This window comes from Faecalibacterium tardum (genome assembly GCF_040096515.1).
In the GTDB taxonomy this organism is placed as follows: Bacteria; Bacillota; Clostridia; order Oscillospirales; family Ruminococcaceae; genus Faecalibacterium; species Faecalibacterium tardum.
In genome coordinates this window covers 87,181-104,502 of sequence record NZ_JBBMEO010000002.1, presented here as the reverse complement: position 1 = coordinate 104,502, position 17,322 = coordinate 87,181, and the positions used below count along the sequence as shown (strand labels likewise).

At 50.8% G+C, this 17,322-nt stretch carries 17 protein-coding genes; 2 read left to right on the top strand and 15 right to left on the bottom strand.

The genetic code is table 11. The annotated features are described in order from the left end of the window. The 6 genes from WMO44_RS02725 to WMO44_RS02700 form a co-directional block, all read right to left on the bottom strand. Complete coding sequence (locus WMO44_RS02725) at positions 1–3,159, bottom strand: type I restriction endonuclease subunit R (protein ID WP_349151662.1); 3,159 nt, start codon at positions 3,157–3,159, stop codon at positions 1–3. 57 nt (positions 3,160–3,216) lie between these two features. Beyond that, a complete protein-coding gene (locus WMO44_RS02720) occupies positions 3,217–4,518 on the bottom strand; it encodes a restriction endonuclease subunit S (RefSeq protein WP_349151661.1) in 1,302 nt (433 codons plus the stop codon). A gap of 27 nt (positions 4,519–4,545) precedes the next feature. After that, positions 4,546–6,108, bottom strand: a complete 1,563-nt coding sequence (locus WMO44_RS02715) for a type I restriction-modification system subunit M (protein ID WP_349151660.1) — start codon at positions 6,106–6,108, stop codon at positions 4,546–4,548. Next, positions 6,105–6,698 carry a restriction endonuclease subunit S domain-containing protein gene (locus tag WMO44_RS02710; protein WP_097838611.1) on the bottom strand — a complete coding sequence of 198 codons (594 nt, stop codon included), beginning with the start codon at positions 6,696–6,698 and terminating at the stop codon, positions 6,105–6,107. Before WMO44_RS02710 ends, WMO44_RS02715 begins: the two co-directional genes overlap by 4 nt. A gap of 677 nt (positions 6,699–7,375) precedes the next feature. Then, on the bottom strand, positions 7,376–7,690 hold the full coding sequence (locus WMO44_RS02705) for a helix-turn-helix domain-containing protein (RefSeq protein ID WP_097838609.1): 315 nt from the start codon (positions 7,688–7,690) through the stop codon (positions 7,376–7,378). Between the two features lie 3 nt (positions 7,691–7,693). Continuing rightward, positions 7,694–8,023 (bottom strand): type II toxin-antitoxin system RelE/ParE family toxin, encoded by a 330-nt coding sequence (locus WMO44_RS02700; RefSeq protein ID WP_349151659.1) that lies wholly within the window; start codon positions 8,021–8,023, stop codon positions 7,694–7,696. 340 nt (positions 8,024–8,363) lie between these two features. On the opposite strand from WMO44_RS02700, the gene WMO44_RS02695 reads away from it, so the two are divergent. Next, positions 8,364–8,906 (top strand): hypothetical protein, encoded by a 543-nt coding sequence (locus WMO44_RS02695; protein ID WP_349151658.1) that lies wholly within the window; start codon positions 8,364–8,366, stop codon positions 8,904–8,906. A gap of 55 nt (positions 8,907–8,961) precedes the next feature. Here the strand turns inward: WMO44_RS02695 and WMO44_RS02690 are convergent, their stop codons facing one another. The 6 genes from WMO44_RS02690 to WMO44_RS02665 all read right to left on the bottom strand — a co-directional run bounded on the left by WMO44_RS02690 (position 8,962) and on the right by WMO44_RS02665 (position 13,516). Then, entirely contained in the window at positions 8,962–10,230 is a 1,269-nt protein-coding gene (locus WMO44_RS02690; protein WP_435387725.1) for a plasmid recombination protein, read from the bottom strand. 253 nt (positions 10,231–10,483) lie between these two features. Beyond that, on the bottom strand, positions 10,484–10,717 hold the full coding sequence (locus tag WMO44_RS02685) for a complexin-2 (RefSeq protein ID WP_349151657.1): 234 nt from the start codon (positions 10,715–10,717) through the stop codon (positions 10,484–10,486). Positions 10,718–10,802: 85 nt separating this feature from the next. Continuing rightward, entirely contained in the window at positions 10,803–11,927 is a 1,125-nt protein-coding gene (locus tag WMO44_RS02680) for an AAA family ATPase (protein WP_349151656.1), read from the bottom strand. Beyond that, positions 11,924–12,253 (bottom strand): plasmid mobilization protein, encoded by a 330-nt coding sequence (locus tag WMO44_RS02675; RefSeq protein ID WP_112147763.1) that lies wholly within the window; start codon positions 12,251–12,253, stop codon positions 11,924–11,926. The genes WMO44_RS02680 and WMO44_RS02675 overlap by 4 nt, the downstream gene beginning before the upstream one ends. After that, on the bottom strand, positions 12,250–13,326 hold the full coding sequence (locus WMO44_RS02670; RefSeq protein WP_316542552.1) for a site-specific integrase: 1,077 nt from the start codon (positions 13,324–13,326) through the stop codon (positions 12,250–12,252). Before WMO44_RS02670 ends, WMO44_RS02675 begins: the two co-directional genes overlap by 4 nt. Before the next feature lie 4 nt (positions 13,327–13,330). Next, positions 13,331–13,516: a hypothetical protein gene (locus tag WMO44_RS02665; RefSeq protein WP_015538532.1), complete on the bottom strand. Its 186-nt coding sequence runs from the start codon at positions 13,514–13,516 to the stop codon at positions 13,331–13,333. A gap of 333 nt (positions 13,517–13,849) precedes the next feature. Here WMO44_RS02665 and WMO44_RS02660 point away from each other — a divergent pair, with 333 nt between their 5' ends. Next, complete coding sequence (locus WMO44_RS02660) at positions 13,850–14,353, top strand: helix-turn-helix domain-containing protein (RefSeq protein WP_097838603.1); 504 nt, start codon at positions 13,850–13,852, stop codon at positions 14,351–14,353. Between the two features lie 157 nt (positions 14,354–14,510). On the opposite strand, the gene guaA is transcribed toward WMO44_RS02660, so the two are convergent. From guaA to WMO44_RS02645, 3 genes are all read right to left on the bottom strand, one after another. Then, entirely contained in the window at positions 14,511–16,061 is a 1,551-nt protein-coding gene (gene guaA / locus WMO44_RS02655; RefSeq protein WP_349151655.1) for a glutamine-hydrolyzing GMP synthase, read from the bottom strand. Between the two features lie 92 nt (positions 16,062–16,153). After that, positions 16,154–16,789, bottom strand: coding sequence for a GyrI-like domain-containing protein (locus tag WMO44_RS02650; protein ID WP_118657589.1), 636 nt, complete (start codon positions 16,787–16,789; stop codon positions 16,154–16,156). Beyond that, the gene (locus WMO44_RS02645) at positions 16,779–17,162 is read right to left on the bottom strand and encodes an MmcQ/YjbR family DNA-binding protein (protein WP_118657588.1); all 384 of its coding nucleotides are present in this window, start codon (positions 17,160–17,162) and stop codon (positions 16,779–16,781) included. The genes WMO44_RS02650 and WMO44_RS02645 overlap by 11 nt, the downstream gene beginning before the upstream one ends. Positions 17,163–17,322: the final 160 nt, after the last annotated feature.

Here is a 17,322-nt window from a genome sequence, read left to right as displayed (position 1 = left end):
TCAATAGCCTTTCTTTGCAATCATCATGATCTCGTCAATGATGATGTCGATTGTATCCAAGGGCCAGTCCAGCTTTTGATCTTCCATGTAGTCAAACAGCAAATCGTCCAATGCCTTTTTCATGTTCCTGTGGACGATCACATTGTCCCGCCAGTCGCGTTTCGCATGGCTCACAATGATTGCTTTGATGTCCAGCGCAAGCTTACCCAACGATTCGGAGGGCTCTGCCTCCTGCTCGTCCAGAGATTTTTTGATTCCGGCACACACTGCACCGTAAAACGATTTTGCATCACCATCATCCACGATGTTTTCCGGGTATTCCACCGAGCTGCGGCCAGTCCGGTAATCCTCAGCCATTTTTTCCATCGCTGATAGGTATTTTTCACCATTCCTTTCCTCCTGATAATCCTGAAGCGTCTTATTAATCCGCTCCATAAAGGTCATATAGCGAATGGGGTCCACATATCTCTGGCTCTCCAGGACCTCGACCTGACGGGTCTGGATGGCTTCGGCTTTTGCTTCGTCAGATCCAAGTCTGGCCAGCTGTTCCTGCATTTTTTCCTTATTGGTAATATCCAGCGGCTCAATCAGGGTCTTTGCATCTTTCGCATGGACATAGGTGTTGAGCAGTTGACGAATGCCGTCTTCATATCTTGAAAAATCCACACTGTCATTGAAACGGAGCGTCACGCTGTCTTTCAGTTTTTTGAAGAACAGGTAATCTTTGCGATACATTTCAGCTCGCTCAAAACCGACCTGTTCAAACAGCTCATAGCTGGAATACAAAAAGTCCACCATCTTGGCAAAAGCAGACAGCTTTTCGTAAAAATCTCTACGGAGATCATACTCCCGTAGCCGTTCCTGCCAGACATTCGCACTGGTTTCGTTCCGGTCAATCCCGTCAAAGATGTCCCACAGTTCCTGATACAGTGCTTCAAGTTTCGTCTTTTCGTCGTTGATCGTTGCGATGGCCGATTGGATCTCTGTGCGGTCGAACAGATTCATGCCGGACTGCTCGTCACTATAAAGATCCAGTGCTGAGTTCAGTTTTTTGAAAATGCCGATGTAATCCACGACCAGACCAAAATCCTTGTCCGTATAAACGCGATTGACACGTGCAATGGCCTGCAAAAGGGTATGGTCCTGCAATTTTTTATCCACATACAGCACAGCGGCAATGGGAGCATCAAATCCGGTAAGGAGTTTGTCCTTTACAATCAGCAGATCCACGTCACCGTCTGGGTCTGTGAAGCGTCCTGTCACCGAATCTTCATAGGCATCATAATTATTTTTGAAAAGTGGATCGACCTCTTTGCGAAAGAACTCTGCAATGGTCTTCAAAGACTGCGGCGTATTAGTTTCATCATCGCCTTCTTTTGCAGAATTGGGTGTAATAACTACCGCCGGCGTGATTCCTCCAAGACCCCGGAGTTTGTAGAACAGCTGGACCGCCTCTGCGCGAGATGAGCATGTCAACATCGCTTTGAATCCCTTGGGCCGCACATAATGGACAAAATGCTCGTGCAGATCGAACGCAATCATGTTCAGGCGCTGTTCTGTCTGTGCCAGCGTAACAAAACGGCTGTATTTGACTTCCAGATCCTTCCGGGCATCTTCGGTCAGCCCCACCGTGATGTGCTTCAGATGTTCATTAATCTGCTGGCTTGTGACCTCTTGCGGAATCACACGACCTTCGTACACGATGGGCACTGTAACTTTATCATCGATAGCATCCTGCAGGGTGTATTTGTCAATCAGGGGGCCAAACTTGGCATAGGTGTCCTTTGCCGGGACAATCTTCCGACTCGTATCCTTCGGCTGCTTCTGGATCAGTGGTGTGCCAGTAAAGGCAATCTTGACAGCATTCGGGAGCACCTTGTTCATGTAGAGATTGAGTTTTCCATACTGCGTTCTGTGTCCCTCATCGATGAACAGAAACAGATTTTTGCTATCATTGCAGTATTCCTGCTTGACTGCTGCTTCAAACTTGTTCACCAGTGCTGTAATGACCGTATTGCTGTTGTCCTGCAAAAGTTCGATCAGCCCCTTGCCGGTTTTGGCTCGGTGGGGACTCATCTGGGTATGGATAAAGTTATCTCGGATCTGTTTATCCAGATTGACGCGATCCGTGACCATAATAAACCGCGGTTCCCGGATCTGGCTTTCGGGTTTCATGCTCTCCCGGGTGATCATCTTTGTCAACATAATCATCGTGATCGTTTTGCCACTGCCCTGCGTATGCCAGACAACACCGTTTCTGGTGTGCGCATTGTCTCTCAGCAAAATGCGATCCATGCACTTTTTAACCGCAAAATACTGCTTATATCTACAGATCTTTTTCACATTGTTATCGTAGATGATAAAGTTGCGGATCAGGTCCAGCAGCCGCTCCGGATACAGCAACGATACCAGCGCACGGTCCTGTTCCCGGATCTGTCCATCCGGCGAGCATTTTCTGCACCAGTCGTTCAGCCAGCCCTTGTCATCCTCATGCCAGGACACAAAATATTTTGCCGGTGTACCGCAGGTGCCATACAACACCTTATCCGGGTTCATTGCCATAACAAGCTGTGCATAGCGGAACAGATGCGGGATATAGTCCTCGCCCCAGTTCCGGATATTCTGCGTCACGCCTTCCATAACATCCACGCTGGATTTTTTACATTCGATTACGACCAACGGGATGCCGTTTACCAGCACAACAAGATCCGGACGGACAAATTTCCCGTTCGGACGTTCCACCTCGAACTCGTCGGTCACCTGAAACGTATTGTTCCCCGGGTGTTCAAAGTCGATATATTGGATATCAAACGACTGCCGGGTGCCATCCGGGAGTTCTTCCTCCATACTCTTTCCAGCGCAGATCAATTCATAGATTTCCTTATTTGCGGCATAAAGCCCTGCCACGCTGTTCTGATCCACCGCCTGCATCGCTCTGGCAATAGCGCCCCCAGAAAAGTACCTCGTCTCACTGCCAAATCGGTAGGTTTGTTTGCTCAGAAATGCCTGCAATTCTTCCGTAAACAGCACTGCTTTCCGGGAGCCGCGCTTCCGTTCTGCCTCGCTGCGGGGCACAATGGTATAGCCCAATCGTTCAATTACTTTCAGTGCCCGATCCTGTGACTCGGGGCGTTCGTTAAAAATCGTGTGGTCCGGCATATCATTTTCCTCTGTCCTGCTGCCTGCAGGAAACTCCACTGGCTGCTTTTTGTGTTGTTATTCCTTCACTCGGACAATCCCGGTCAGCAGCAGTCTTGCCAATGTTTTTTTGTATTTTTTTGTTTCTTCAAGCTCACGCTGATGAAAGGTGATAAGGCGGTCGAGCTGACCGAAGAACTTCCCAATTTGTTCTTTCTCTGCTTCAGATACTGGAATAGCCACATCAAAATCTTTGATTCTTGTTTCTGTCAAAGTCGGAACTGCTCCTCCTATTTTAGCCGAATTTACTTGCGAAATAATTGTGTTTGTTACGAGCATTGCAGCTAAAAATTCTGCATTCAAATTGTTGGTACGCATAACAACTACCTGTGGATTCAATGTCGCATCTTCCGAAAGCCCTGTCACTAAGGCACTTTTACCCAGCGTAGAACCCGTTTTCACAAAAAGAATATCTCCATTGTGAATTTTGATTTCTGGAGATTCATCATATTTGAATCTTGTTATGTAGGTGTTTTTGCAATTTGTGGTCAGCTTATTGTCGACAATATTTGTAGGGCTAAAGGTTAGAACACCCCCATCATCCTTTGAAACAATATCCTTTTCTGTATAACCACGAAAGCCAATTCGTCCATTTAATCGTATAACTTCACCCAACTTACGCTGTTCCCAAGCACCAGTAAATCTTGGAAAGCGGATTTCCGGCGTATCGCAGCCTTTTGTGGGGAACATTTTCCGCAGGAATTCTTTTTTCAGTTGTTTCAGCTCATCGAGTTTCTGCTCTTTCAACTCGATCACACGGTCGCATTGTATAAGAATTTCCGCAATGCGTTCCTGTTCTGCCAATGGAGGGCAATGAACATACATATCTCCAAAATCTCTGTATCCGATTTGTTTTCCATCTCGAATGCCGTATACCGCACCATTCAATCGTTTGATAAACGTATCCGTCTTAAAATAATTCCGATAGAATCCCGTTGAAATATCCTTTATAGGTTTTAAGACGGTATATGCAGGGCTGATGATGCCAGTATATTCCGAGTATTCAATTCCGCCTTGGAAGGAACGCAAACTAATAACAAAATCTCCTTTAGAAACCTTCTTATATCCCTTTACACCTTCATCTGAACACTGAATGTCAATTCCAATTTGACTTCTTGGCACAATTCCTCGTTCTTGTGTAGCTGCCAGTATTTCCAAGTCTCCATCGTGCTTTTTATCCGTATGTTTCTTAAAGAGTTTTTTGGCCTGAATCGTACCATCCCAATCCACAGGCATAATTCCCGCTTTGGTGCGCTTATAGCCTTCTGGGAGTTTTCCTTCTTTTATCGCCTTGATCCGCGACTCAATCAAATCGGTCATCGTGTGACCTCCTTATTCTTTGCGTTGTTACAGGCCCAGCTCTTTCAGGTACACGTCCATCTTTGCTTCTGCTTCGGCAATCTCCTGTTTCAGGCGGGCGATATTTGCCTGTACAGCAGCGATATCCACGACCTCTTCCTCTTCAAAGGTGTCCACATAGCGCGGGATGTTCAGGTTGTATTCGTTTTCCTGAATTTCCTCCCGCGTTGCCACATGCACAAATCCGGGCTGCTCTGTACGGCTGTGATAAGCGTCTACAATAGCGTCGATATGCTCCTGCCCCAGTTCATTCTGGTTCGTTGCCTTGATATAACGCGGGTTGCCTGCCTCATCCGTTTTGCTGGCATCAATGAACAGGACATCCGTGGTAGGACGGTTCTTTTTGAACACAAGGATGCACGCCGGGATGGACGTACCATAGAACAAGTTCTCCGGGAGGCCGATCACAGTATCCAGCAGATTTTCTTCTACCACCCGCTGGCGGATTCTGCCCTCTGCCGCGCCACGGAACAGTACGCCATGCGGTGCGACCGCCGCGATCCGGCCGTTTACGGACAGGCTGGCGATCATGTGGAGCAGGAATGCCCAGTCGCCCTTACTTGCAGGCGGCACGCCCCAGTCAAACCGATGGAATTTGTCCAGTGATGCCTCCATCTTGAACTCTTTTTTACCCTTTCCAGAGGATTCGCCGCCGGGGTTGAAGCCGGATGCCCATTTGTCCTTAGAGAACGGCATATTGGCAACAATGGCGTCGAACAGCAGCAGATTTCCGTCTGCATCCAGAAACACCGGATTAGCAAGGGTGTCGCCCCAGCCGATCTTCGCATCCCGAATTTCGTGGATGTACATATTCATCTTTGCCATGGCAACTGAAGAACCGTTGACCTCCTGCCCATAGATAGATACTTCCTTGCTGTTCTGCTTTTTTGCGGCTTTGATCAGCAGGGAGCCAGATCCGCAGGTAGGGTCGTAGACACGTTCCCCGGGCTGCACGTCCACGATGCGTGCCATGATCTCAGAAACTGCCGCAGGAGTATAGAAAGACCCTGCCTTCTTGCCCGCCATGCTTGCAAACTGGCCAATCATATACTCATACGCATCGCCGATCACATCTGCAGGCACCTGCCCTTCCTTGACTTCGATCGCAGACGGCCGAAGATCCAGAGGTTCAAAATCCTCCAGCAAATCCCGGAGGATGGCATTTTTATGTTCCCGGGTACCAAGCGCATTTTCACTGTTGTAATCCACTGCGCTCAGCACACCGGCAAGCTGCTGATTGTTATCCGCCTCGATCTGCCGCATCGCCGCATTCATCAGCTGCCCGATATTGTCAGCAAAGCGCTGCTGATACAGATCATAGAATGAGCACCCCTCTGCGACCATGAACGGCAGATATTTTTTCTGGCGTTCCAGACGGATACCGGAGTATTGTTTGCTCAGTTCTTCCACTGCGTCGGTATACGAATCGCTCAGGTATTTGACAAACATCACCGGCAGAACGTAATCCTTATAGTTTGCGGCGTCAATGGTATCCCGCAGCGTGTCTGCGCCGCGCATCAAAGCGCTTTCAATATCTTTTTTCGTCGTCATCTCAACGTTCCTCCCATGATCTTCCTGATTGCAATTTCAGTCAGCTGCCGTTCCTGCTCCATCAGTTTCAGGTACATTCGCTCCTTTTTGCGGCAAAGCGTATCCATCTCAACGACCCGCCTCTGCGTCTCCTTATCAGGAACTTCAATCTGCAGTTCCATAATGGTACCAAGTTTTACCACTCGTTGGGTAGTTCCGCTCTCGATTCTCCGAATTTTCTCCTGAATTTCTTTTTGTGAAAGTGAGATCTTCAAAAATTCTGGCAACAGAATTGTGCAGTCCTTCACCTTCAGGATGGCAAGCTGCGATGGAACAAGCAGCTTTTCCTGCCCTTCTTCAATCACTACGGGGCACAGCGGTGAAAAGAGTCGTATCACAACATCTCCAGGGGACGCAAACCAAGCATGGTTCAGTGTCTCACTGGCGCAAAAGTCCTCCAGAGCACTGCTGTCGATTTCTCCATCCTCTGTCAATGCACGGAGCGTCAGCCTTTTGTACGGGCAGCCACCGTTTCCGGAAGCCTTAGTTTCCTTCCTGCTCAGTACCAGACCGCCCTGGGCTTTTACAAGTTCCGAGATCTGCATCATCATACCTTAACATTTCCCTCCTCGCAAAAAATGGCCCGCCCGTATACGGGGCGGGCCATTCCTGCCGTCAAGAGTGGTGACTTTCCGGGCAGCAGAAGCAACAACCGTCTACCTGACGATAATACTTCCGGGCAGCATTAACAGCCTCCCGCGAGGTACTGAAACAGCCTAAGTAGACCCTGTTCTCCGCACTCGGCAACCAACTACAGTCCGAGCGGTGAACCTCATGGTCACCGTTCGGCTGAGCGTTGCTGTTCACATAAAAATACATGGACATGCACTCGTCCTCCTTCTTTGAGATAGTACAAGCCCACGTTGACAAAAGCCCAGAAATCTGGTATCATAACAATGCGTCTATTATGATCGTACGTGGGAAGTCCTCAGATACAGCTGGAACTGTCATCTGGGGGCTTTCTTCTTGTCCGCTCATATAATACCATACCAGCCCCAGGCCTGTCAAGGCTTTTTTGGAAAAGTTCTTTCGCAATATTAAAATATGACATCAAAATTAAATGTGCCAAGGTGCTACTCCACCCAATGTTACTCTGACAGGCCCGTTCCGACATCTGATTGGCACGAACCTGTTTGGTGCAATGGCACACTTCGTTTATTGTGTGACTTTGAGTGTGCAGGAAATTGCCGTCAAAGCGATATCATACCCTGTCGATAAAAACTCAATCTCAGCGAGCCACCAAGCGCTCCACCAACGTGTGATCACATTCAAACAGATAGAGCAGCCGTTGTGCAGCACCAGACGGTGCATTTTTTCCGGCCTCCCACGACTCAACTGTTCTCGGAGAAACACCAAGCGCCGTTGCAAGTCCTCTCTGGGAAAGTTTTAGTTCCTTGCGTGTCCGGGCCACATCATCTGCCTTATATGCAGGAATCGGCGTTTCCCGCACCACTGTACGGCAACGGCTTTTATCGCCCTTTGTGTAGTCAACGGCCTGCTCAAGACTTTCCTTCAAAGCGTCAAAGTAATCGAAGTTTTCCATAAGTCAAGCCTCCTTTATGGTTTCAATCAAATTACGAATAATTTTCTTCTGTGCAGGGTTCATGTCCGTCTGCACATTTTTTGGATAAGCAAGGAGCAAGAAAATTTGCTCCTTCACCACAACATCCACATAAATCACGCGCCCACCGCCAGACTTTCCTCGTCCGGTCAATGGAATCCGGATTTTACGTGCTCCTGCCAAGTCAGGAATCACATCTCCAGCATCCGGGTTTTCGAGCAGAACATTCTGAAGCTCCCGCAATTCTTCATCGCCAAGCCCCATATGTTCCCATGACTTTTCAAATCCGGCGGTCAATACAAATAGTCTTTTCACCTGCGATTCCCCTCTCCTACCTTTATTATATACTATTCAATCGTAGTTATCAACACTTTTTTAAAACGACACGTGCAAAAAAGACGGTTCGTTTTCTCTGTATCGTCCATTTCTCATGTTTCCGTTTTGGCCAAGCACTTGTAGGTCTGGCAAAACAGATCCAAATTCGCACCCTTGATAGTAAAATTTCAATTATATTCTCATTCATATCTTAAAAAGAAATAAGATATTATATTGCATTTTTTGCCAAAATAGTGTACACTCACCCCATCTCGTCCACTGTCTGTATCTCGGACGGAGTTTCGTATCGTCAAACACCTGTGAACTGAGAGGAAAGCCTATGAAAGCAAAAAAGACCAAGCTGCCTGAAAAACTGTATCACTACACCGACCCCATTAAGTATCGGATGATTCTTGCAACTGGGAAATTGCTTCTGACACCTTCCAATCTGAAATATGACAACGTCACACTCCATGACGAACCACTCTTTTTTAATGGGCAGAAAATTGGTTATAAATCCGTTGACAAATATGAAAACTATCACCCTGTCGTCTGGCTGACTGCCAATGACCATGCTGGTGCCAAAAATACCGGCCTGTCCAACGACAAAATCATGTGCCGCATTACCATCAGGACCAATGGTAAAATCTGGCGGTATCTGCCTTGGCGCACTTTCTGCGACAAGTACAACGCTGACCGCAGCGTTGCCTCAACCCTCAAACAAACCGCTAATGACTACCTGAACTGGTATGTCTGTGAATCTGAGATTCCAGTTGCGGACTTTGCAAAGGTCGAGTTTCTGGCTGAAGATGGCACCTACAAAGACGAGAAAGACATTCCCGGATTTGCTCTGACGGATATTGCCCCGGAACTTTTTGAGTAAAATATCACTTATATGTACAGCCCCCGCCAACATTCGCTGGCGGGGGCTGCTATACTTACAGCTCTACGTTGTTCTGCCTGTTCTTCTTCTGGCTTCTATCCGCAGTCTGCTCCCGCTCCCTCATAAGTCCAATGACCTGCTGCATCTTTTCGGCACCGAAATAGTTCCATACTCGCCTGAAATCACGTTTCATCGCATAGAGCTGAGAGTTTTCAGCCTCCACCTCTTTCAGCCGCTGGCTTAGATGATGGGTAGCCTTCTTCTCGTCCTGATAGAAATACTGGTACTTATCCCGCTCGTCCTTGACCTCCCAGTACTTCCGATGGAGGGCAAAGAGCACCTTCACCAACTTCTGGATCAGCGGCATGGCCTTCTTCTCCCGATAGCTCTTGGCGGTCTCAAATGTGGCTGCTTCTGGCACCCATTCCTCCGGCCGCTGGGAGTACTGCGTTGACAGGTTTTCCAACCCCTCCATGATGGGAGCCAGCTTGTTCAGTTCCCGGCGCTGCTTCTGGTAGGTCAGCTCTGCTTTCTGTACCCGCTGTTCAGCGGCTTCTACGGCTGTCTGCGCTGTTTCCAGCTGTTCCTGCATCTCGGTCAGGTCGGTCTGGCACTCCTGCTTGGCAGCTTCCAGAGCCGCTACCTCTTTACTACGCTCCTGCTTTTTGAAGTCCAGCACAGACAGGTGCTCTTCGTGGGTGCCTTTCTGTTCCCACTCGATGCCGTGCCGCTCCATCACGGCAGCAAGCTGCTCTTTCTCGGCGTTGATCCACTGGTTCAACTCGGATTCTCGCTTGGAGCCGCCTGCAAAGCCCAAGGCCTTCAGAGCCTGCTTCAGGGAGACCTTGGTGTCCAGTCCTTTGCCTTTCCAACCGGACACATACGGCACGAAGTCGATGTGCAGATGGGGCGTGGCTTCGTCCATGTGGAGGAAAGCCCCGAACACCCGCAGTGTCGGGTTCCGCTCTTGGAAGCCCTGCATATACTCGTCCAGCAGTTCCTTTGCCAGTGCGCCATTCTCGGTCAGGACACCCATATCATCTTTGTTGCCGATCTGGACGATCAGCTCATGGAAAAGCTTTTCCTGCTTGCCTGTCCGCAGGTGCTCATAGTAGTCGGTGATACAGCGGTCCTTGCGCTTCTGCTTGGCATTGTAACGCTTCACTGCCTCGTCAAACAGTTCGTGGTACACCTTCTGAATCGGCTCATCCCGGTACACGACATTCAGGCTGCTGCGCTTCGGGTCTACGTTTTCAGCGGTGAAACTTCTCCGGTTATGGTTGAGGGAGCCGGGACCCCGCATTGCGGAAATGGTTCTTTTCAATCGCACGTCCTTTCTCTGTGGAAGTAACTGGTGCCGGACACGGCAAAGGCTTTGTTACTTTCGTCGAAAGTAACGCAAAAGCACTTTTGACAGACGTTCCGTCCATCAAAAGATGCCTTTGCGCCCTGCCGGGGGCTTCCGTCTGCGGACGGGGTTTCGCTGTACCTCGCCGCTGCCCGGTCCAACACCACCTTCCTGCGTGATTGCATTCACAGGAGCGTGACACGCTCCTGTCCTCTGCCAATAGAGGAACTCACCAGCGGAAGCTTTCTGGCACGCCTCGTCTGTCCAGATACTCCTGCCGAGCCTGCTCCCGCTGTTCCTCGGTGGGTGCTGTCTTGTACTGGGCATACAGCTCATGCCGCAGCATCGCATCCAGTTTTTGCTCCAAGCCCTGTTCAATAACTTCTTCGTACTTATTTTCGCCGCTCAAATGATAATGCAGCAAGGCGACGAAAAGTTCCTGCGAAATCTGCACATTTTTCATCGTTATCACCATCCCGTGTCGGTTGTGTCGATTGTGACGGTATTTTACATAGTGGCAAAAATACCGTCACAACCGTCACGAATCGTCACGCCCCAGAATTTTCCAGCGTTAATTTGACCACCCTGCCCTCATGGGTGCGCCTGCTTTCGTACCGAATCCCATAGTCGTTGTAGAGCCTGTCGGCACTCACATTCAGCTTCCGGGTCAGGATGTTTGCCTGTATGCTCACACCCGGCAGACGTTCCAGCAGTTCCGTGGGCGCACCGCTCCACTCCGGCTGTTCCGGGGTGAGCATCTTTGCCACCGCTTCCAGAAGCGGGTCGGGCGGCAGCTTCCAAAGTTCCGTTTCGGCTCCTTGGAACTCCCACACGCAGCGTTCCCGGTCAAACTCCAATGTCAGCTCCTGATCCGGCTGGTCACGCCCCACGATGTCCAGTTGTGCGGTGTTGTCCGTGCGCCGCTTCTTCTGCATGATGAACGCGCCATCCGCTGCACCCAACAGACCGTTGGTGCCGGAGATCATATCAAAGCTGTCCTCGGCTTCCATCTTCCGGGTGTGATGAACCACCAGCAGGCAGATGCCGTACCTGTCGCTGAAAGTTTTCAGTTTGGTCACGATCTCGTAGTCGCTGGCGTAGCTGTATCGGTCACCGCCGATCTCCCGCACCTTCTGCAGGGTGTCGATGATGATGAGTCGTACATCCGGGTGCTCCCGGATGAAGCCTTCCAGCTGCTGGTCGAGCCCTTCGCTCACGGACTTGGCCTGTGTTGCAAAGTAGAGGTTGCTGGTCTCCTCCACCCCAAACATCCGGGAGAGCCGCCGCTGCAGCCGGGCATAATCGTCCTCCAAGGCCAGATAGAGGACGGTGCCTTGATGCACCTCGTACTCCCACAGCGGAAGCCCCATCGCCACATGGTAGGCAAGCTGCCCCATGAAGAAGGACTTGCCCACCTTGGGCGCTCCTACAAAGAGGTACGTTCCGCTGTAAAGTAGGTCGTTCACGATGGGTTTCCGGGGTGGATACACCGTGTCATACAGTTCGGTCATTGATACCGTGTTCAACCCGAAATTGTTTGACTTTTTCGCGGCTTGCAGATTGATTTGCTTGTCCGAATTTGTTATAATATTGGTGGTAATTTTATCAGACGACTGTACCGCATCTGCGCCAACAGATGCACCCGGTACGGTCGTTTTTCTATTGTCCGTCATTCGCATTCCTCCTTGAGTCCGTTCAACGTCAGAGCCACCATTTGCAGGGTCTCCAGTAAGTCAGGCGGGACTTCTTCATCCACGGCCAGCCGCTGCAATTCCTGATAGATTAGCCTCATCTGATCTCGCAGGGCTTTGTAGACCCTTGGGTTGCCTACCACGGTGATTTCCCGGTCGGTCAAGCGGCGGATGATATACTCCTGTTTGGTCAGCCCGGAGAGCTTTACTTTGGCTTCCAGAACCTCGTCCTCTTCCGGGGACATTCGGAAGGCTACCACCTTGTTCCGCCAGCGGCCTTGCTGGTCGAGCACTCGTTCCATCTTCATCCTTCCTTTCGTTCCATGTCCAGCTTCTGCGCCATCTCCTGCTGCTTTGAGGGGAAGAGGTGAGCGTACTTATAGGTGATGTCCACACTCTCATGCCCTACCCGGTCAGCGATTGCCAAAGCCGAGAAGCCCATTTCAATCAGCAGCGACACATGGGAGTGCCGTAGGTCGTGGATTCGTATCCGCTTCACCCCGGCCTCCTTGGCTCCCCTGTCCATCTCGTGGTGCAGGTAGCTCTTGGTCACCTCAAAGATCCGCTGGTCTGGCTGGACTTTGTAGAGGGATTTCAGATAGTCTCTGATCTCGTCCGTCAGAAACTGCGGCATCTGGATGACCCGGACGCTCTTGGGTGTTTTCGGGTCGGTGATCACATCCCGGCCTTTCAGCCTTTGATAGGATTTGGTGATGGAGAGCAGCCCCTTGTCCAAGTCGAAGTCTGCCGGAGTCAGAGCTAGCAGCTCGCCCTCCCGGATGCCACACCAGTAGAGGACCTCAAAAGCGTAATAGGATTGCGGCTTGTCCATCATGACCTCTGCGAATTTGAGGTACTCTTCCTTTGTCCAGAAAAGCATTTCCTTGTGCTTTTCTGACCCCATGCACCCGGCTGTGGCTGCTGCGTTTGATTTCAGCCCGTAGAACCGGACGGCGTGATTCAGAATGGCACTGAGTTGTCCATGCAGCGTCTTGAGGTAGGTCGGCGAGTAGGCCTTGCCGTTTTTGTCCCGGTAGTTCAGCATCTCGTTCTGCCATGCGATCACATCCCGTGGCTTTATCTCGCTGAGCCGTTTTTCTTTGAAATACGGTAAAATTTTCGTTCGGATGATGTGCTCTTTGGTAGACCAGGTGTTTTCCCGGAGTCGCTTTTTCTTGTCCGTGATATAAATTTCCACAAAGGCTTCAAAGGTCATGGTCAGGTCTGCTGCCTGCTGAAGAAGGAACTCCCGCTCCCACGCCAGAGCGTCCTTCTTGGTGGCAAACCCCCGTTTCAGCTTCTTCTGCTTCACACCTTGCCAGTTCTCGAAGTAGAAGGAAGCGTACCATGTGCCCTGCCTGTTGTCCTTGTAGGCTGGCATCCTATCACTCCTCCCCTGCCCCGTAGATTTTTTCCTGATAGTACCTCCTGCTTACCCGGCCTCCCACGGTCGTGTAGCCCTTGGCTCTCAGTTCCTCGTTCCACTGGGCGATCATTTTGTACGCCAGCCCCTGCGAGATGTCCAGCTCCTTTGCCAGCTCGTCTGCCTTGATAAAAATGCTGTTTGCCATTTTTTGTCCTTTCCTTGTCGGTTTCATTTCGGTGCCGCTTCATCCTCGCTGGCTTCCGGCAGGCATATCCCCTTTGCGGTGCTGTGCCGTCCCCTTACGGAGCGCTCGCTTCCTTTCAGAAGGTCTTGGCGGTTTGGGTCAGTTTGGCGGTCATTCAATTTTACTAAGCATTTTTGCTTATCTTTTGGTGTCCTCATTATACTAAACACATTCCGTTAAGTCAAGGGGTTTTCAGGTAAAATCTTAAACTTTTTTGTTTATTTTCTATTGCACCTCCTATTTTTCTGTGCTATACTAGGTTCAACAAATATGTTTAAGTCAGGAGGCAATCGCATGGCAGTCGGTGACCGCATCAAACGTGCCCGCAACCTCCGAGGTATGACCCAGAAAGAACTGGGCATTGCCATCGGGTTTGAGGAGAAGAGCGCAGACATCCGTATCGCACAATACGAAAGCAACACCCGCACTCCCAAGGAAGAGCTGCTCCGCAAGATTGCGGAGGTGCTGGACGTGAACTACCGTTCCCTCTATGAGCCGACCCTGTACGCCGCAGAGGATGTGATGTACACTCTGTTCGAACTGGATGAGCACTATCCCGGCACCCGGCTCTACGAGGTCACAGACACCACCGACCCGGATTTCCCGGAAAAGCACATGGCAGTCAGTTTCCGGTATCGTCTGCTGGATGAGTTCTTAAAGGAGTGGCAGCTCCGTAAGAAGCAGCTCCGGGAGGGCGAGATCACCAAGGAAGAGTATCTGGAATGGAAGCTCAACTGGCCACAGACCGCCGATGGCTGCGGCCGGTACGAGCCGAAGAAAAAGTGGCGTAAAGAATAAAAGACACAAAAATGCCCTCTGAAAAACTTACCGTTTCTCAGAGGGCATTCTCATGTCTCTCTTTATGAATAATCGCCTGATAGTATCAAAGCAGTATCACAGAGCCTTTTGGCTCTCAAAATATTGCATTGCATCAATATTTTTCAGGATTTGCAGATTACTCGAGCTCGATCGTTGCAGGCGGCTTACCGGTGCAATCGTAGAACACGCGGTTGACGTGCTTGACTTCGTTGACGATGCGGCTGGTGACAGTACCGAGAACATCCCACGGCATATCGTAGCTTTCTGCGGTCATGAAGTCGGTGGTGGTCACGGCGCGCAGCGCAACGGCGTAATCGTAGGTGCGCTCGTCGCCCATAACGCCAACGCTGTGCATATTAGTCAAAGCTGCGTAATACTGGCTGATCTCCTTATCCAGACCGGCCTTGGCGATCTCCTCGCGCCAGATGGCGTCAGCGTCCTGCACGATAGTGACCTTCTCGGGGGTCACTTCGCCGATGATGCGAATGCCCAGACCGGGGCCGGGGAACGGCTGACGGCTGACCAGATACTCGGGCAGGCCCAGCTCGCGGCCAGCCTGACGAACTTCGTCCTTGAACAGGTTGCGCAGAGGCTCCACCAGTTCCTTGAAGTCCACGGTATCGGGCAGACCGCCCACGTTGTGGTGGCTCTTGATCACGGTGGACTCGCCGCCCAAACCGCTCTCCACCACGTCGGGGTAGATGGTGCCCTGTGCAAGGAAGTCTACCTTGCCGATCTTCTTGGCTTCTTCCTCGAACACACGGATGAACTCTTCGCCGATGATCTTGCGCTTGCGCTCCGGCTCGGTGACGCCCTTCAGCTTGCTGAAGTAGCGGTCGCGGGCATCCACACAGATGAAGTTGATGTCGAAGCCGTTGGCATTGCCCGGGCCAAAGACAGAGCATACCTCTTCCTTTTCGTTCTTGCGCAGCAGGCCGTGGTCCACAAACACGCAGGTCAGCTGCTTGCCGATGGCCTTAGCCAGCATAGCGGCCAGCACGGAGGAATCCACGCCGCCGGACAGGGCGCACAGCACCTTGCCCTCGCCGATGCGCTCCCGCAGAGCCTTAACGTTGTTCTCTACAAAGGAATCCATCTTCCAGTCGCCGGAGCAGCCGCAGACGTTGTACACAAAGTTGCGCAGCATCTTCTTGCCCTCGGCGGTGTGCAGAACCTCCGGGTGGAACTGCACGGCGTACAGACCCTTTTCCGCATTTTCAACGGCTGCAACAGGGCAGTTTGCAGTGTGGGCGGTGATCTCAAAGCCGGGAGCCGCCTGCTCAATGTAGTCGTTATGGCTCATCCAGCAGATGGTAGAGGGCTGCACATCGGTGAACAGCTTGCTCTTGGTGTTTACGAACACCTCGGTCTTGCCGTACTCACGCTCGGGAGCGCGGCAGACATGACCGCCCAGCAGGTGCATCATCAGCTGGCTGCCGTAGCAGATGCCCAGCACAGGCACACCCCAGCTGAAGATCTCGGGGTCGATGGTGGGAGAGTCCTCCAGATAAACGCTATTGGGGCCGCCGGTGAAGATGATGCCCTTGGGATTCTTGGCCTTGATGACCGAAAGATCGGTTTTATAGGAATAGATCTCGCAGTAGACATTATTTTCTCGGACGCGGCGGGCAATCAGCTGATTGTACTGTCCGCCAAAGTCCAGCACGATGACAGTTTCATGCTGCATGATGTTTTCCTCCATTTTTAAGTGTGTTTTACAGATAGTTTTAGTATAGCACATCTCACAACAAAAAGCGACAGTTTTTGTGAAGTTTTCTGTTATTCTCTTTTGCGGATCGGATGTCGCAGCACGGTTTTCAGCTTCTCCGGTGCGGTGCGGCGCGGGTCTCCCAGATAGATCTCGTGATGGAAGCGTGTGTCTGAAAAATCCGGGCAATATCCCTGCTCCGCTGCAAACGTATCCAGCTGCCGCAGAGTCTCCGGTTCGGTGTCATAGGAGCCGATGTGCATACATTGTACGCACAAGCCTTCATCGTAGGTAAAAAATTCCACCTTAGAAAAATCCTTTTTCTTTTTGGCCGTAGCTTCCTGCACCGCCCAGTCAAATTCGGCACGGGTGACAAATTCCGGCAGACGAATCATGGAGGTCCAGATAAAGGTCTCCTTGTTGGAAAAATCCACGCCCTCTGCCCCGGGCTGATGCCACAATCCTTCCAGCGGCGGAACGACATATTCGAAATAGCCGTCTATCTTATGGCTACCCTTGTAGCTCATTTTGATAGTAAATGCAATGCCGTACAGAAGCTCCAGCGCTGCCTTGTATTCCCCTGCCGGGTCGTTGGGGTCGCCTTTGCCCTGCACCGCAGCAAAATTCATCGCAGGGACGGTGATGATCTGCGGTTTCTTCGGCGGGAGATAGAATTCTTTGTATTCTTTCTTATAATCAAACGGCATCTTTCTTTTCTCCTTCCAACAGTTCACGCTGTTTCTTTTTGCTAAAGCCGCCCAGCACAAGCCGATAAGATTTTTCCAGCATCTCCCGCAGCAGTGCGTCCGGCACGTTTCCATCTGCTTTTACGGAGTTCCAATGCACCTTGTTCATGTAGTAGCCCGGAATGATATCCTCATACTGTCGGCGCAGAAAATCGCCCTCGGCGGGGTCCAGCTTGCAGGTGATATACACCGGCTTTCCCGTGGCATCATCCAGACAGACGGCTGCAAACATTTTGCCGCCGATGTGATACCTTATCCAGTTCCACTCTGCCTGTAAGTCTTTGGTAACGCTAGGCTTTTGCAGAAGTTCCGTGTCGATCCAGCTGTATTTCATGGCAGCACCTCCGTTTTTCTCAGTATAACTGAATCGGAGGCGTTTGTAAACAAAAAGTTGTTGGTTTTTACTTATAATACGTCAATTCTGAAAAATTGGCAGCAAAAAAGCCATCCGCTCAGAAAACCTGAGAGGATGGCTCTTGCATTTGATGTTATGA

Coding starts and splice junctions, on each gene's coding strand:
- WMO44_RS02725 (WP_349151662.1), bottom strand. CDS start 3,159: ATGCCGGACCACACGATTTTTAACGAACGCCCCGAGTCACAGGATCGG.
- WMO44_RS02720 (WP_349151661.1), bottom strand. CDS start 4,518: ATGACCGATTTGATTGAGTCGCGGATCAAGGCGATAAAAGAAGGAAAA.
- WMO44_RS02715 (WP_349151660.1), bottom strand. CDS start 6,108: ATGACGACGAAAAAAGATATTGAAAGCGCTTTGATGCGCGGCGCAGAC.
- WMO44_RS02710 (WP_097838611.1), bottom strand. CDS start 6,698: ATGATGATGCAGATCTCGGAACTTGTAAAAGCCCAGGGCGGTCTGGTA.
- WMO44_RS02705 (WP_097838609.1), bottom strand. CDS start 7,690: ATGGAAAACTTCGATTACTTTGACGCTTTGAAGGAAAGTCTTGAGCAG.
- WMO44_RS02695 (WP_349151658.1), top strand. CDS start 8,364: ATGAAAGCAAAAAAGACCAAGCTGCCTGAAAAACTGTATCACTACACC.
- WMO44_RS02685 (WP_349151657.1), bottom strand. CDS start 10,717: ATGAAAAATGTGCAGATTTCGCAGGAACTTTTCGTCGCCTTGCTGCAT.
- WMO44_RS02680 (WP_349151656.1), bottom strand. CDS start 11,927: ATGACGGACAATAGAAAAACGACCGTACCGGGTGCATCTGTTGGCGCA.
- WMO44_RS02675 (WP_112147763.1), bottom strand. CDS start 12,253: ATGAAGATGGAACGAGTGCTCGACCAGCAAGGCCGCTGGCGGAACAAG.
- WMO44_RS02670 (WP_316542552.1), bottom strand. CDS start 13,326: ATGCCAGCCTACAAGGACAACAGGCAGGGCACATGGTACGCTTCCTTC.
- WMO44_RS02665 (WP_015538532.1), bottom strand. CDS start 13,516: ATGGCAAACAGCATTTTTATCAAGGCAGACGAGCTGGCAAAGGAGCTG.
- WMO44_RS02660 (WP_097838603.1), top strand. CDS start 13,850: ATGGCAGTCGGTGACCGCATCAAACGTGCCCGCAACCTCCGAGGTATG.
- guaA (WP_349151655.1), bottom strand. CDS start 16,061: ATGCAGCATGAAACTGTCATCGTGCTGGACTTTGGCGGACAGTACAAT.
- WMO44_RS02650 (WP_118657589.1), bottom strand. CDS start 16,789: ATGCCGTTTGATTATAAGAAAGAATACAAAGAATTCTATCTCCCGCCG.
- WMO44_RS02645 (WP_118657588.1), bottom strand. CDS start 17,162: ATGAAATACAGCTGGATCGACACGGAACTTCTGCAAAAGCCTAGCGTT.